The 14705-nt window shown below is 49.5% G+C and carries 13 protein-coding genes and 2 pseudogenes; 10 read left to right on the top strand and 5 right to left on the bottom strand.

The features are described 5' to 3' along the window. Positions 1-116 (top strand): annotated as a pseudogene (locus ACKWCC_RS19385) (IS30 family transposase); the annotation flags it as partial. Between the two features lie 14 nt (positions 117-130). Here ACKWCC_RS19385 and ACKWCC_RS17530 read toward each other — a convergent pair. Continuing rightward, on the bottom strand, positions 131-313 hold the full coding sequence (locus tag ACKWCC_RS17530; RefSeq protein WP_413997269.1) for a class IIb bacteriocin, lactobin A/cerein 7B family: 183 nt from the start codon (positions 311-313) through the stop codon (positions 131-133). A 471-nt stretch (positions 314-784) separates the two neighbouring features. Between ACKWCC_RS17530 and ACKWCC_RS17525 the strand changes: the two genes are divergently transcribed. The 6 genes and pseudogenes from ACKWCC_RS17525 to ACKWCC_RS17500 form a co-directional block, all read left to right on the top strand. Continuing rightward, positions 785-1333, top strand: a complete 549-nt coding sequence (locus ACKWCC_RS17525) for a sterol desaturase family protein (RefSeq protein ID WP_413997270.1) — start codon at positions 785-787, stop codon at positions 1331-1333. Between the two features lie 130 nt (positions 1334-1463). After that, the gene (locus ACKWCC_RS17520; protein ID WP_413997268.1) at positions 1464-1928 is read left to right on the top strand and encodes a hypothetical protein; all 465 of its coding nucleotides are present in this window, start codon (positions 1464-1466) and stop codon (positions 1926-1928) included. Positions 1929-1982: 54 nt separating this feature from the next. Then, on the top strand, positions 1983-2870 hold the full coding sequence (locus ACKWCC_RS17515) for a hypothetical protein (protein WP_413997267.1): 888 nt from the start codon (positions 1983-1985) through the stop codon (positions 2868-2870). A gap of 404 nt (positions 2871-3274) precedes the next feature. Then, positions 3275-4141, top strand: a complete 867-nt coding sequence (locus tag ACKWCC_RS17510; protein ID WP_413997266.1) for a hypothetical protein — start codon at positions 3275-3277, stop codon at positions 4139-4141. Between the two features lie 292 nt (positions 4142-4433). Next, positions 4434-4751: a hypothetical protein gene (locus ACKWCC_RS17505; RefSeq protein WP_413997265.1), complete on the top strand. Its 318-nt coding sequence runs from the start codon at positions 4434-4436 to the stop codon at positions 4749-4751. Between the two features lie 102 nt (positions 4752-4853). Then, positions 4854-5075, top strand: a pseudogene (locus ACKWCC_RS17500) (DKNYY domain-containing protein); the annotation flags it as partial. A gap of 324 nt (positions 5076-5399) precedes the next feature. Here ACKWCC_RS17500 and ACKWCC_RS17495 read toward each other — a convergent pair. Next, positions 5400-6743, bottom strand: coding sequence for a hypothetical protein (locus ACKWCC_RS17495; RefSeq protein WP_413997264.1), 1344 nt, complete (start codon positions 6741-6743; stop codon positions 5400-5402). Positions 6744-6746: 3 nt separating this feature from the next. Continuing rightward, on the bottom strand, positions 6747-7973 hold the full coding sequence (locus tag ACKWCC_RS17490; protein WP_413997263.1) for a choice-of-anchor B family protein: 1227 nt from the start codon (positions 7971-7973) through the stop codon (positions 6747-6749). A gap of 192 nt (positions 7974-8165) precedes the next feature. Between ACKWCC_RS17490 and ACKWCC_RS17485 the strand changes: the two genes are divergently transcribed. Together ACKWCC_RS17485 and thiL are read left to right on the top strand one after the other, a co-directional pair. Continuing rightward, positions 8166-9623: a Gfo/Idh/MocA family protein gene (locus ACKWCC_RS17485; RefSeq protein ID WP_413997262.1), complete on the top strand. Its 1458-nt coding sequence runs from the start codon at positions 8166-8168 to the stop codon at positions 9621-9623. 196 nt (positions 9624-9819) lie between these two features. After that, on the top strand, positions 9820-10860 hold the full coding sequence (thiL, locus tag ACKWCC_RS17480; protein ID WP_413997261.1) for a thiamine-phosphate kinase: 1041 nt from the start codon (positions 9820-9822) through the stop codon (positions 10858-10860). A 258-nt stretch (positions 10861-11118) separates the two neighbouring features. Here the strand turns inward: thiL and ACKWCC_RS17475 are convergent, their stop codons facing one another. Then, complete coding sequence (locus ACKWCC_RS17475; protein WP_413997260.1) at positions 11119-11337, bottom strand: hypothetical protein; 219 nt, start codon at positions 11335-11337, stop codon at positions 11119-11121. A gap of 410 nt (positions 11338-11747) precedes the next feature. On the opposite strand from ACKWCC_RS17475, the gene ACKWCC_RS17470 reads away from it, so the two are divergent. Continuing rightward, positions 11748-14288: a TonB-dependent receptor gene (locus ACKWCC_RS17470; protein ID WP_413997259.1), complete on the top strand. Its 2541-nt coding sequence runs from the start codon at positions 11748-11750 to the stop codon at positions 14286-14288. 224 nt (positions 14289-14512) lie between these two features. Here ACKWCC_RS17470 and ACKWCC_RS17465 read toward each other — a convergent pair whose 3' ends face one another. Beyond that, positions 14513-14701, bottom strand: a complete 189-nt coding sequence (locus tag ACKWCC_RS17465) for a hypothetical protein (protein ID WP_413997258.1) — start codon at positions 14699-14701, stop codon at positions 14513-14515. Positions 14702-14705 lie beyond the last annotated feature (4 nt).

Here is a 14705-nt window from a genome sequence, read left to right as displayed (position 1 = left end):
AAAAGGCGGAGAACATTTTAAACAACAGGCCCAGAAAAAGGTTCGGGTACAGAACGCCCAACGAGGTTTTTGCCGCAGCAATAGAAAATCAGGGCATTGTTGCGTTTATGACTTGAATCCAGCATCCTAACTAAGCTCCTGCTGCAAAAATCCCTACCGCAGCTGCACCAGCAACAGCACTACAACCAATAACAACAACACAAACTACAATGGGCAACAATCCACCATTCGTTGTTCTTAGTTCCTCAGCGTTGGTTTCAATACCCAGATAATGTTCTAAATTCTTTATTTTTAAAGTTTCTAAGTTAAACATTTTTCCTTTGCCATTAAAACCTACATAGTGGTAGCGCGCTGTTTTGATTGCGTTGTAAATATCTTACCTCCCACTCTCAAATTTTGAGAGTGGTCAACCAAAAACGTTAAAATACCGTTAATTTTTTAAGATTTGTAAAGTGTTGCCCTCCGGAGCACGACGGTTATACCGGTGGTAACGATCACTATGTGGCCTGACACGTTGAAGAAAGCTTGCGTCAAGAGATGTAACACTCGCATCAGCGGAGGGGAGCGGCGAACATAATTTGATGCAGGCCAAAGGCTATTTTACATCTTAAAATTTCTATGAAATAATGACTCATTGACCAAAGAGATCCACAGCATTTTTGAGGCAGGGAATTACGCTTAACGGTACGAGCGTGACGCTCGCGCCAGCGGGGGGCATAGGGGGGGGTTGCTTGCCATAATTCTTGTGTCGGCACGAGCTTGACGCTCGCGCCAGCGGGGGGTTATTGCTTGCTTTAGTGGTCACCGATTTTTCCAATACTGGGCGCATCGTATTTTTCATTCGCATTACTTTTTATGGAGGTTCCATTCCATCCACCATTCCACAGAAAATATGGATTGGCTCGCTGGCTCACGGACCCATTTTATCGATATTTTCTTTACCCGGAGTATGTCTTATATTCCCTTATACGTTTTGGGTTTTTCAACGCTCACTTTCCATGTTTACATTGTCTTTATAGCGATACACGCGGTGTTGATACATGCGAATACCAGCATTAACTTCGGTTTTTTAAAATACGTTATTACTACACCGCAGTACCACCATTGGCATCATTGCAAGGAACCGGAACATTACGGGAAAAATTTTGCTGTGGTCTTTCCGTTTATCGATAAATTATTTGGCACCTATTACCTGCCGGGCAACGAATGGCCAAAGGGCACGGGATTGATAGAAGCCTCTTTCCCAAAAGGCTTTTTAAAACAATTTGTTTTTCCGTTTGTTAAGAATCCGTTTAAAAACGATTTGTTACCGGAGGAGCGGAGTGAACGGTAAAAGCAACGGTTTTTTTTAAAGATGGTTGCTTTCCCCTGAAAACAGGGAGTAAAGTGGTTTGTACAATGCCTATTTTTGACTAAATACCTGAAGCTGTATTATTTTTAAGCTGGCAGATAACAAAATGATTATGAAAGACAAAACACTTTTAAGAACAATACTGCTAACATTGCTATTCAATTTGTTTGCTCAAGCTGAAGCGGTCGCTCAAAAAACCTTGGAAGAAACCACCGCTACTTTTTTTGAGGCACTGGCAGAATCTCCGGATAAAGCACTGGAATATGCTAGGGACATGGCCTTGGCAATACCTGGACAGGATGCACAATGGGCGGCGGACACTGAGCAAATACGCCCCACTTTAGCGGCTCTGGGAGAATATAAAGGGTATGAAAAAATGAATGAAGTTACCGTGGGGCAAAGTTATAAACGGCTCCGGTTTCTTCTAAAATACGAAAAGGCTCCAGTTGTTCTCAACCTGCAGCTGTACAGGCCCAAGGATGTCTGGAAAATAAAAGGCTCACAGTGGCAAATGGTATTTGAAGATGAGTGGGAAAGGAACACTGGGCTATCTGAGCATAAGCGCAATGGATTGTAAGGAAATAAAAAAGGGAAACAAACAACTGAAATTTCCCAAAAAAATAGAACCCCTATGACAGCGTTAATTGGAATACAGATGGAATATAGACCCAAAACAAAAAAGCTAAAGTCAATTTGTGTTTGCATCCTTGCCTTGCTTGGCTTGGCTTTTGCCACACTGCCTTTACAGGCACAAGATACAACTGAAGATATCACCCAACGTTTTTTTGAGTTGTATAAAACCTCGTATGAAGAGGCGGTTAACTATGCTTACGGCACTAATCCCACATTAATGGAAAGGGATAGGTCTGGCTATGACACCTTGATGAGTATCTTGAATTCAAATGTTCCGATGATGGGGGAGTACTCCGGTTATGAGTTGATTTCGGAAAAAAGTTTGGCGGGTAGGGTAAAGAACATCAGCTATCTCCTAAAATATAGTTTGGTGCCAGTACGGCTTAGGTTTACCCTGGCTAAAAATGATGAAAAATGGAAGTTGTTCGCCATGACCATTGATGCGAATGATTTAGAAGAAGAGTTGCAACAAGCAGGAACATTCTTTGAGTATGATGATGCAGACACCCCGGAAGGGGTAACCATGGTCATCAACAAATTTTTTGAAAAGTACAAGCAGTCCATCGGACAAGCATTCGACTTTGCAATGCGGACAACTGCTGTTGATGATGAGCAAGTATTGAGGAGTTTAGAGGCTATGCGAACAGGTTTTGAAGCGTACAACGAGGACTTGGGTAAATTTCTAGATCACGAACAATTGATGTATGTAAAAATGGCCGACAGTTTCTCCTTTGCCACATACGTGGCGTACTATGAGCAAAATACAATAAGAATTCTTTTTTTGATGTACAAGGCCGATGAGAATTGGAGAATTGAAAGATTTAGGTTGTATGATGATGTGCAAGAGCAATTGGAAGAGACGGTTAAAATTTACCGGTTAAACTGAGGTTTCAAGGATGATCACCATTGCCAAGAACCGGAGCGATAGGAAATCGTACATTGTTTTATGGCCTCTGGGCGAATGCCACAAATGTGAAAATAGAAACGAAGTGGCCCTTGGGCAAAGATGGATTGCCATCCAGACTTTTGCTTGGGTTGGCAATCCCCTTTCCCCTGCTAGGGGAAGGAACCATAATGGAAACAGTTCGTTCAATAAAGGGAGCACCTGTCAAGAAAAATAGGGAAGTGGCCCATAGTCCACAGGTCTTAGAGCATTAGTGAAACCTTTTAAACTGTACGTTTGGGGATTTGGTAAATCAACACTTGAGCTAAATGAAATAAAAATAAGGAGATGCAATAAAACATCCTTGGCAATAGAAAAAATATAGGGAATCATTAATCGGGAAACAGATGGAAGATATGGGCAAAAGAAAAAAAATCAACTTAAATAGCCTTGGCATCCTTGGTGTAATACTGTTATTTTTTTCAACAGTGTCGTTAAGGGCACAGGAGACTCCGGAGCAAATCCTCCAACATTTTTTTGAGCTGTACAAAACCTCACAAGAAGAAGCAATCACCTATGCTTATGGCACTAACCCCACATTGATGGAAAAAGAAGATTCAAATTATGATGAAATCATCAAAACTTTGGACTCACTTGTTCCGCAACTAGGGAAGTATCACGGTTCTGCCTTAATTGCAGAAACAAAATTGACCACTAAAATAAAACACCTAAGCTATCTGTTAAAATATGAGGTAATGCCAATACGGCTTAGCCTAACCCTTGCGAAAGATGATGTGAAATGGAAGTTTTTCGGTATTACCTTTGATACGAATGAGTTAGTTGATGAAATGATTAAAGCAGGACTATCGTTGGACAATCAAATCACCAATGCCCCAAAAGAGGTGACAAGCTTGGTCAGTGATTTTTTTGAAACCTACGACCGATCGACCCGTCAAGCGGTCGATTTTGGGATGCAAGGGGATGTTGGGGGCAGCTTGAAAGATCAAGAAAATTTAAACGCCGCAAAAACTGAATTAGAAAAATTTAGACAAGCGGTGGGTGAAGTCCAAGATTACGGCATACTAAATTATGTAGAGGTGGCCAACAGTTACTCTTATGCCTCGTATTTGGTGAATTTTAAGGAAGATATGGTACGGTTTAGTTTTTTAATGTACAAGCCAAATAAAAGATGGAAAATAGAAACTTTTAGGTTTACTGGTGACATCTTGGACCAATTACAAGAGGCTACTAAAATTTATCGCTTAAAAAACTAGGGTTGGGCATATGGACAACATTAAGTTGATCGCCGCGCTATGGAATTGAAGTTGTTTTCGCCTTACCCTTTAACAAAAAGCTTGGCCAAATGTTGTTGTTTGGCCTGTAATTGATGGCCTAAGTATACTGGTTTCATAGAAGCCTCTTTCCCAAAAGGCTGTTTAAAACAATTTGTTTTTCCGTTTGTCAAGAATCCGTTTAAGAACGATTGTTACGGGAGGAAAAAAGTGGGCGCTAGTTACAGTTACACTTTGAATTCACGGTTTAGGGGGATTAAAAATCTTTTGTGTAATGATAGTTTTGTTATTTAAACGCATTGTCAATCTCAATTTCATGAGCACGAAAAAGTATGGTATTGTAGTTTTTATTTTGGTTTTAATAGCCTGTAACGGAGAACGGAAAAAGGAGTCCGTTCAAGATAAACCGGTACGGGAAAATACCGTAAAGGATATTCCCGAAGGAGAAAAACCGAAATCTGATGTGGCCGATTTAAATCAGCAAAAGCCTAAAATACATAGGTTGCAAAAAATGACGGATGGGCAAGATGAAAGTGACCCTAATGATGTCATTTATACCGCTAAAGAGGAAGATGGTTCCGTGACATTTTAAGCAAAAGATGCCCACCACGTCTATCTGAACCATCACGTGGTACAGGGAGCCCAACCGGAAACGTTCCAAGTCTTGCCCGGCAAGTAAAGTAGGGATGCCCAAAGTGTTTTCCACAAGGGGGAAGCCATTCCCGGCGCCCATTCGCAGTCATTTGTTTGGTTGGGCCTAAACTATGCCAAGGACCAACATTGGGTGTACCGTAACGGGAAGGTACTTGAAGGTGCGGATGCCGCCACTTTTGAGAAAGACCCCCGCTGGCGCGAGCGTCACGCTCGTTCCGAAACAAAAATTATGGGGAGCATGGCCTCCCTTCCTCCCAGCTAGCGCTCGTCTGTGACGGGTGCCGTACCAGCCGGGAAGATACAGTTCCATGGTGCAAGCCAAAGGAGGCTTCGACTACCTGCCTCGCCTACCATTCAGGCGGGCGCTCCGCCTAACATTTTGGCTATCAACCCCATTTAAAATAGACAACTATTTACTGACCTCTGTTTTTTAGTTTTATCCCCAACCCAAAATACTAGGTTAAGGATTGCCCAATCAACTTAAATATTGGAAAAAGGATTTGGTCGCTTTCCAAACTCCCTTAGCAACACCCATTACGAAATCAACAAGAGCCGTTGATAAAAATCAGGTTCCACTACTTCCCTTTCACCGGAGCCGCACCACCACCAGGTCCGTTCCGCCCTTGTGCTCCGCGCCGGGAAAATCAGGGCTGTTGGTCTCGCCCACCACGATCAGGCCTCCCTGGTCCATTTCCAGCACATCATGGGCAAAATCCATTTGGCTGCCCCCCAAGGGCCGTTGCCATTGCAATTTGCCCTCTGGGTCCGTTTTTAGGAGCCACATGTCATTTTCGCCCGCATTGCCGTTCAGGTCGCCGGAACCGCTCTTGCTGTTCCCCACTAGGTAGAGGCTGCCCTCTTTTCCCTGGAACACGGCCTGTGCGGCATCAAAATCGGCCCCACCAAAGGAACGTTCCCAGAGCAGCGTGCCGTCATCATCCACCTTGATCATCCAAACATCAGATTGTCCCCGGGGCGCGGCCACATCGCCGTCCGTGCTAAAACTGCTTCCCACCACCACATGGCCACCATCTTGGGTGGTAATGATGTCATGGGCAATGTCCACCCCGCTGCCGCCAAAGGAGCGCTCCCAGAGAAAATTGCCGTTGGCATCGGTCTTTACCAGCCAAAAATCGTAACTGCCATTGGTGGCACTGATGTCATAATCATTGCTTTCCGTAAAGCCCGCCATGACAAAGCCCCCGTCTTGGGCCCGTGCCACGGCGTGGGCCCTATCATTGTTGCTGCCACCGAAATAACCGCGCCATTGCAGGTTGCCACGGGCATCTATCTTGGTGCTCCAGAATTCCCCAACACCGTGCCGGGTGAGGTTGGCCCCCTTGTTCCCGTACCCATCTGCCCGGGCAGAGGTAATGTCCAGGAAACCGGTGAAGAAAAAACCATTGTCCTCCGTTTGCAGGATGTCATAGGAATGGTCATGGCCAGAGAAACCAAAGCTCTTTTCCCATTCAATGGTGCCACTGGGATCCAACTTCAACAGCCAATTGTCATGAAAGCCTTGGTTTTGGGAGCCATCGCCATCACTGCTCATGGCGTAGCCGGTAAGGGCGTAGCCACCATCGCGGGTCTGCACCAGGGCCTGGCCGCGATCGTCCTTGCTGCCGCCGTAGGTCTGCTGCCATTGCAGCGCTCCCGCTGCACTGAACTTCAACAACCAATAGTCGTTCACCCCGGTACTTTTGTTGGCCAGATCGCCATTGGTGCTGTTGGTGTATCCCAAAACGGCAAACCCACCGTCCGTGGTGCTTACCACGGCCTGGGCCGTTTCGTCCCCGGAGCCGCCATAACTGTCCACGGCCTCCAAGACGCCCAAGAAGGTGGCGTCTTGGGCAAAGTTGTTCTCGTTCACTTCCTCCGTTCCGCAGGATGCCATAAAAACAAGGGCGCAGCAAAAAAGTATCCGTTGCATGGGTCAATCCATTTTTCTGATGATGAACAGGCCGCCACTGATATCGCTCACCGCAATGTTGCCACTTTCAAAATAGGGGTATATGCTCCATACCCCATCAAACTCGGTGGCGTCGTTGCTGGGAAAGGTGTCAAAAAAGTGGGTTTCCTCCATTTCCTTTTCGGCAATGCCCGAGATGTCCAAAAGGCGCACCCCGGCCGTGTAATTGGCCAAGTAGAAATCGTTGCCCAGCACATAACCGTTGTGGTCAATGGCGTTGGTGGGCCCCAGATAGGTGTGGTGCAGTACGGGATCGTCCAGATCGGTCATGTCAAAGACCAGGGTGCGGGTTTTAAAGCCTTCGTTGATCTCATCCAGTTCATCGCCCAGAATAAAATAGGTCTGGTCTTCGGTGAACCACCCTTGGTGGGTATAGCCAATGTTGGGGTAGGGCATGGTGGCTAGGGATTGGGGGGCGGTTTTGTCGGTGACGTCCACCACCACCACTTGGCTTTCATTGGCGCCTATAAAGATCTCCCGGCCGGTATGGTCGGCATCCGGACCTTGGTAGGTTACCACCTGTGCGTCATGGGTGTAGCCGTTGTCTCCCCAGCCACCCACGCCTTCGGGCACCAAGGGATTTTGGAGGTCCAGAAAGTGCACGCCCCCATTGAAGGCGTCCGTGCGGGCCGTGCCCACCGGGTAGGCAAAACCACTGTCCGGATTTATCACAATGTTGTGGGCATTGCCAATGGCGTCGTAATTTCCGTCCTCGGAAAAGAGTTCCGGGGGGTTCTGTACGTCCCTGAGCCGGGTAAGATCGAACACTTGCACGCCGTGCCCGTTGGCTTCGGCCACAACGTAGGCGTGATCGTTGTGCACCTTTACGTCCCTCCAAAGGCTGGAGCTGGTGGCCGTGGGCAGTTTTCCGAGGTACACGGGATTGTCCGTGTCCGAGATGTCCACAAAGGCAGTACCATTGTCAAGTCCCATCAGGGCATATTCCTTTCCCGTACCGGTGTCCGTCCAGCCCCAAACATCGTTGCCGGAGGTGGCGTCCAGGTCGCTCAGGGTAAGGTGTGCCAGTAGCTCAAAGCCCTTGCAGGGATAGTTGCCCGCACGGCCGTTAACACAGGGAACGCTGTTTTCCGTGCTACCGGTAGGTTGTGCCTCCGGGGCGGAAGCGCCGTCATCACTGGAACAGGCTGCCAGCATGCAGAGGGCAAGGAGAGCGGGGATATGTTTTTTCATTTTGGTGTTTGTTTGTTCGGATCATTGCGGGCACCACCGGTGCCAATGCCCTGGCATTTGAGCCTTTAGGTTGGCAAGGTACAAAATAGGCAAAGGCTTGCATAAATTTCTGGGGGCCTATTTTATCATTTTCATGATTTCTGCCTATCTTGAACGCTGTTTCATTCAATTTTTAATCAGCAGTATAGCATTATGACCAAGAAAAAGAAGTTTTTGAGCCAAACGGGCAGAAGGTCCTTTGTGAAGAAGACCGGGGTTGCGGCCGCAGGTTTTATGATCGTCCCCAGGCATGTGCTTGGAGGCCAGGGCCATGTGCCGCCCAGTGATACCCTGCATATTGCGGGCATTGGGGCAGGTGGCAAGGGAAGGAGCGATATGGCTTCTTTTGCCAAGAGCCCCAACGTAAAGATCGTTTCCATGTGCGATGTGGACGATCGCCAATCGGTGGAGTCCCGCAAGGCCTATCCCAAGGCCAGTTACTACCATGACTACAGGGAAATGTTGGAGAAGGAGGGCAAGGACATAGATGCCGTTTCCGTGTCCACCCCGGACCACCACCACGCCGTGGCGGCCTACCAGGCCATGGCGATGGGAAAACACGTTTACGTCCAGAAACCGCTCACCCATGACATCTGGGAGGCCAGGATGCTCACCGAAGCCGCTGAAAAGTTCAAGGTGGTGACCCAAATGGGGAACCAGGGCGGATCCGGGGACGGGGTGCGCAAGATGAAGGAGATCTATGATACCGGTATCATCGGCGAGGTGCACACCGTAAAATGTTGGACCAACCGGGCCATTTGGCCACAGGCCCTGCAAACACCCACCAAAAAAGACAAGGTGCCCAAGGGACTGCACTGGGACCTATGGCTCAATACCGCAGAGATGCGGGACTACAACGACGCCTACCTGCCGTTCGATTGGCGGGGGTGGAGCGACTTTGGTACCGGCGCCCTCGGGGACATGGCCTGCCATATCATGGACCCGGTGTACCGGATCCTGCCCATTCTCTACCCGGACACCTTTGAGTGCAGCATCTCCGATTCCTTCAAGGGCAATTTTGAATATAAGAACTATCCAAAAAGTTTCCCCAGCTCCAGCAAGATACACCTTAGCTATCCCAGAACCGATGGCAAGGGAAAGATCAAGGTGACCTGGATGGACGGTGGCCTGATGCCCGAAAGGCCGGATGAGCTTGGCGATGACGAGGCCCTTGGAAACTGGGACGGCGGGGTATTGTTCATTGGCGACAAAGGCAAACTGTTGGCAGACTGCTATGGGGCCAACCCCAGGCTGCTGCCCCTCTCCCTGAACGAACAGTTTGAAGTGGAAGAGACCATAGCCCGTGTGCCGGAGGGCCATTACCTTCAATGGGTAAATGCCTGTATGGCGGGATACGGAAATGCGCAGACCAGTTCTTCCTTTGATTATGCCGGGCCCTTCACCGAGAGCATCCTCATTGGCAACTTGGCCCTGAAAGCGTACTTTGAGGTGGATCCGGCCGCAGAGAACAAAAGCTTCTGGGGCGGCGGCAAACAGTACTACGGCAGAAAACGCCTGCAGTGGGATGCCAAGAACATGAAGGTCACCAATTTTGAGCCGGCAAACAAATATGTGCGCCGTACCTACCGGGAGGGCTACTCCCTGGGCTAGGGGACCAAAAACAACTTACAGATGGGAAACTGGGGCCGGCGCCCCAGTTTTTTTTGGCACTGGGCGGGCCGCGGCGCACCGGGGCGCGCTGCCCAAGGAAACGCACCCCTTAGGTGCGGCGGTAGCTTGTGGGCACTGGCCTGCCCTAGTGGGATAATGTTTATTTTTGCATCCTGTTTTACGTTAAACGAGAGTTATGCTGGAAGACAAGAACAAAGAACGCACCCCATTGGAACAATTGGGGGAGTTTGGCCTCATAGACCACCTCACCCAACATTTTGCCATACAGCGGCCCGAAACGGTAACGGGCATTGGGGACGATGCCGCCGTACTGGACCTGCGCGGGGCCGAAACCGTGCTTACCACGGACATGATCGTGGAGGGCGTGCACTTTGATCTTGCCTATATGCCCTTGAAGCACTTGGGCTATAAGGCCGTGATGGTGAATCTGAGCGATGTGTACGCCATGAACGCCCGGGCCACCCATATCACGGTGTCCGTTGCGGTATCCAACCGTTTTCCGCTGGAGGCACTGGAAGAACTGTATGCCGGCATACAACGGGCCTGCAAGGTGTACGGGGTAGATCTGGTGGGCGGGGACACCACCTCTTCCAAGACCGGAATGATCTTGAGCCTTACCGCCTTGGGCCAGGTGACGGGGGCGAACAAGACCTTGAGGAGCGGGGCCCGGCCCAATGACCTGCTCGTGGTCACCGGAGACCTGGGGGGCGCCTATATGGGCCTACAGGTCCTGGAGCGCGAGAAAGAGGTCTTCAAGGTAAACCCCAACAACCAGCCCGATCTGGAGCCCTACTCCTATATTGTGGAGCGTCAACTGAAGCCCGAGGCAAGAAAGGACATCATTGGCCTTTTGGAAGAATTGCAGGTGCGCCCCACGGCCATGATCGATATCAGTGACGGCCTCTCATCCGAGATCCTGCACCTTTGCAAACACAGTGCGGTGGGCTGCCATCTTTATGAGGACAAGATTCCCCTGGACCCCACCGTGATCGCTGCCTGTGAGGAATTCCAGATGGACAGTACCTTGGTGGCCCTGAGCGGGGGGGAAGACTATGAACTGCTCTTTACCGTGGCCCAAGGGGATTTTGACAAGATAAAGGGCAATCCCCACCTCAGCGTCATAGGGCACATCACGGAAAAGGAAATGGGCGCCCAGCTCATAACACGCTCCAACGCCCAGATACCCCTTACGGCCCAGGGATGGAACGCCTTCTAGGGCACCCTTCCATTTCTGGTGCCGGCATCGCATAGGTCTTGGTTCTATGGGGTTTTGTACCCGCATTGCCATGGTGCAACACCTCATTTGGGTCTGGGTTTTGGGTACAAAAAACCCGAAAACAAAGGGCAATTCTTGTCCCGCTGTTGTGGGGCGTACGTCAGCGGAAGGAAGCAGTGCTTACTTGATTTTCGGGAATATGGTGTGCGGGCCGGTACCCTTTGGGCCTGGCCGCCAAGAGGATGGGTCAGCGTGCCGTTACGCCACTTGCTGTGCGTTGTGGTGGCGCTGTTGGTAGATTTTCTCCAGGGCGTTGTTAATGTCCTCCAATTCTGGGGTAAGGGTGGAAAGATTGCCACTCACGTCCGTGGTCACCTGTTTTTGGCAGTGGATGCACTTGTATTCCTTGATGTGCGAAGTCACGCGCTTGGAAACCGAGTAGTGATGGCCAAAAATGGTACAGAACAATTTTTTCATAACGTAGGCTTTAATTTGATGTTTTTGGTCCGATTTGGGGAAATCGAATGGGCTTTGTAAAAAGTTGACTTCCTGTAGGAAACCATTACTTTTCTTGTACTAAGATAACAATTTAAACTTCGTTTTATTAAATCTTTGTTGCATGCCGGCCCCAAAGTGTTGTTAATCCCTGCTTTTTTGAGGTGAGGTCTGCCATTGTCTTGCTGTTTATCGGGTGCTGAAATGAGTCTCGCAACGCTGCTCCGCGCTGTTTTCTCAGGGTATTTTAACCAAGGTGCTGTGATATCACCTCTTCAAAACCCATACCGATCAACGCTATGAAATGAAATCTGGGCAATGGTTTGATGCGTTTTTTGTAGAACCGGAGATGTTTGTCAAAAATTTAGTACTTTACTTTCAAATAACAAGTTATGGGAAAGTTGATGCTACGCTGCTGTTTTTGTTTTGTGGTCCTCTTGGGGGTCTCCTCTTTTATGCCCCCGCAGACCACTCCCCAGCTTATTGACAAGGTTCTTGGGAAACTGTTGCTCTACACTCGGGGCGAAAGGCCCGAAAAGACTTATTTGCACACCGATCGGGATGTGTACATCAATGGGGACACCATTTGGTTCAAAGCCTATCTGTTGGACGGTATCTACCATTCCCCAAGCCCAAAGAGCAAGGTGGTCCATGTGGAGCTGTTGAACGGCACGGGAGACGTTCTCCAAAGGAAAATGGTGTACAATGGAAGTTCTGGGGCCGTTGGCGAGATGAAGATTGGCCATGAACTGCCGGAAGGCGACTATGCCCTGAGGGCCTACACCCGTTACATGCTGAATGAACAAGAACCTGTTCCCTTCCACAAATCAATTCGTGTGGTACATCAGCCCGCGGACGCGGCCTTTTTGGAAATGGAAAAGGCCTCCTCCAACGGGAACGGGGCCACAACATGGTCCCGGGACAAGGCAGGGAACAAGCCGCTCTTGCGGTTCTTTCCAGAGGGCGGCCATCTGGTGGAGGGACTTATGACCAAAATGGGCGTGGAGATCCAAGACAGTTTTGGAAACGGTTTGCAGGTAAAGGGTCAGATACAGGATCAGGACGGCGCCGTGGTGGCAACTTTTAAGAGCGGGGCCTTTGGTCTGGGCATGGTGCCCTTTAAGCCGCTGCCCGGGAGCAGATATGAGGCCAAAATAGATATGGACGGGAGGCCCCACAAATATGAAATCCCTGAAATAAGGCAAAGCGGCCATGTCCTCAACGTCTTGGACCGTGACAAGCACATTGAGGTTCGGGTGGCCACCAACAAGGACGGTGGATTGGAAAACACGGTCTTGGTGGGCCATACCCGGGGGAAGGTCTTTTTAAAGGGGCTCAGGGGCAGGCCAAAGGGCAATGGCTATGTCATTAAATTGGACCCGGCAGAGCTGGTGGAAGGAGTGGCCCATTTCACTTTGTTCTCCAAAAATGGCGAACCCCTTTGTGAAAGGTTGTTCTTTGTTGAGAACAGAGCAAAAAAAACCATCCTTAACCTGCGTACGGACAAGATGGAATATGGCCCCAGGGAAAGAGTTTCCCTCAAAATGGACCTGGAGGACATGGGGGGCAATGTGCTGGAGGGGGATCTTTCGGTCAGTGTTGTCTCCAACGGCGGTCTGCAGCCCGGGTTTGAGAATGATATGTACAGTTGGTTGCTGTTGAATTCGGATGTGGGCGGGACGGTGCCCAATGCCGGATATTTTTTTGACAGTGCCATAAAAGACCGCAGATTGTTGTTGGATGCTCTGATGCTCACCCATGGCTGGAGGCGTTTTGAATGGAAGGAACTAATGAACAAAAAGACCAGCAGGGACATGGCGTTCCCACCCGAAAAGGGAATCATGATCAATGGCAGGGTAAGGGATATGCAGAACGCTTCTTTTGTAGCCAATGCGCAGGTTTCCGTGAGCTTGATCGGCGAGGACGTCCTTCAATTGAATGATCGGAGCAATGCGGACGGCGCTTTTTCGTTGGGGCCATTTTTTTTTCAAGACAGTATTGATGTCATAGTGCAGGCAAAAGCTCCCCTCCAGGGCAAGGCCTCGGGTGTGGATACTGGTATAGACATCCATTCGGCCAGGATCCCGGGCCTTCCGCTTCCCAAGAGCAAACTTGTGGGCCGGACCACCCAAAAGGCCCCCGACAGCCTGTTTGTTGCCGCCGCGCGCTTAAAAAGGGAGTTGGATGTTAAATTTAACCAAGATGGGGTGATTCAGTTGGACGAGGCAGTGGTAAAGGAAGCCAAAAGGGAAAGTGCACTGGAAGAAATGCTCCGTATGGCCACGGGTGCCTTCCCCACCAATGGCGTTAGGTCCGAGAGAATTTTCACGGACTCCGTAAATGGTGGCGAGGCAATGAGCGTTTTGGACCTTTTGGCAATGGTGCCCGGGGTAAGGGTGTTTTATGGGGAGGGGTTTGGCGAAGGGCAGGTTGCTCTGCCAGGCCAAAGCACTTTTGGCAGCGGCCAACCATTGGTTCTGTTGGACGGGATCCCCATAGGCATTGAGGGCATCCAAGCTATGGGGGCCAATGACATCATGTTCATAGATGTAGTTTCCGGTTCAGGAACAAGTCTTTGGGGAACTCGTGGGCTTTTTGGCGTCATAGCACTTTACACCTACCGGGGCAAGGACAAGTCAGAGGAGCTGGGCAGGTATCCGGGAGTGGCCAATATAAAGATTGCCGGTCTCCACGCTCCAGAAGAGTTCTATACACCCAATTACGCAATGGTGACGGACAAGCACAACCGTCCGGACTACCGTACCACCCTGCACTGGAACCCCAAGCTCATGGTGGAAAAAGGGGGGCAACTGGAAGAATTCTTTTATACAGGGGACCTGCCAGGGTATTACACGGTGGTGGTGAAGGGCCTGTCCAAGGACGGCAGGATCATTGGTCAGACGCATACCTTTAAGGTCAGCGATTTTAACTGAGCCCATAAAAGGTAGGGGCTTGGAAGCTGTTCTGTGACGCCTCCACAAGGTTCTTTTTTTAGCGTTATCTTTTTTATTACCCTATTCATTTCACAGGAAATGAGAGAAACAATTGCTTTGTTAAAAGGCTTATGTTTTCAAAGGGGCCTACTTGTGCGTTATGGGGATATGGGATAGCTGCCTGCCATGAACAAAAACATCGCCTGCTGCCAAAACGATGCAGATCATTCCTCAATATCTTCCGAGTGGCTTCGCTTTTTGGAGAAATAATAAAAGAGATAGGCAATGAGCACCAGAACGGCAAAGGGCAGGTAGGTGCCAATGGCCACGCCGATCTCGTAGGCGCTGTCCGGCGCTTCTTCCATCTTCCTTTCAATGTCGCTGGCATCTTGCCAAAAGTACAGTGCCCACATAATG

This window comes from Maribacter aquimarinus (assembly GCF_047345505.1).
GTDB lineage: Bacteria > Bacteroidota > Bacteroidia > Flavobacteriales > Flavobacteriaceae > Maribacter.
This window is presented reverse-complemented; position numbering and strand designations above follow the sequence as displayed.

What these genes read in the sequence shown, in the direction of transcription:
- ACKWCC_RS17515 (WP_413997267.1), top strand. Translation starts at nt 1,983, where the DNA reads ATGACAGCGTTAATTGGAATACAGATGGAATATAGACCCAAAACAAAA.
- ACKWCC_RS17465 (WP_413997258.1), bottom strand. Translation starts at nt 14,701, where the DNA reads ATGTGGGCACTGTACTTTTGGCAAGATGCCAGCGACATTGAAAGGAAG.
- thiL (WP_413997261.1), top strand. Translation starts at nt 9,820, where the DNA reads ATGCTGGAAGACAAGAACAAAGAACGCACCCCATTGGAACAATTGGGG.
- ACKWCC_RS17495 (WP_413997264.1), bottom strand. Translation starts at nt 6,743, where the DNA reads ATGCAACGGATACTTTTTTGCTGCGCCCTTGTTTTTATGGCATCCTGC.
- ACKWCC_RS17475 (WP_413997260.1), bottom strand. Translation starts at nt 11,337, where the DNA reads ATGAAAAAATTGTTCTGTACCATTTTTGGCCATCACTACTCGGTTTCC.
- ACKWCC_RS17505 (WP_413997265.1), top strand. Translation starts at nt 4,434, where the DNA reads ATGATAGTTTTGTTATTTAAACGCATTGTCAATCTCAATTTCATGAGC.
- ACKWCC_RS17470 (WP_413997259.1), top strand. Translation starts at nt 11,748, where the DNA reads ATGGGAAAGTTGATGCTACGCTGCTGTTTTTGTTTTGTGGTCCTCTTG.
- ACKWCC_RS17485 (WP_413997262.1), top strand. Translation starts at nt 8,166, where the DNA reads ATGACCAAGAAAAAGAAGTTTTTGAGCCAAACGGGCAGAAGGTCCTTT.
- ACKWCC_RS17490 (WP_413997263.1), bottom strand. Translation starts at nt 7,973, where the DNA reads ATGAAAAAACATATCCCCGCTCTCCTTGCCCTCTGCATGCTGGCAGCC.
- ACKWCC_RS17520 (WP_413997268.1), top strand. Translation starts at nt 1,464, where the DNA reads ATGAAAGACAAAACACTTTTAAGAACAATACTGCTAACATTGCTATTC.
- ACKWCC_RS17530 (WP_413997269.1), bottom strand. Translation starts at nt 313, where the DNA reads ATGTTTAACTTAGAAACTTTAAAAATAAAGAATTTAGAACATTATCTG.
- ACKWCC_RS17510 (WP_413997266.1), top strand. Translation starts at nt 3,275, where the DNA reads ATGGAAGATATGGGCAAAAGAAAAAAAATCAACTTAAATAGCCTTGGC.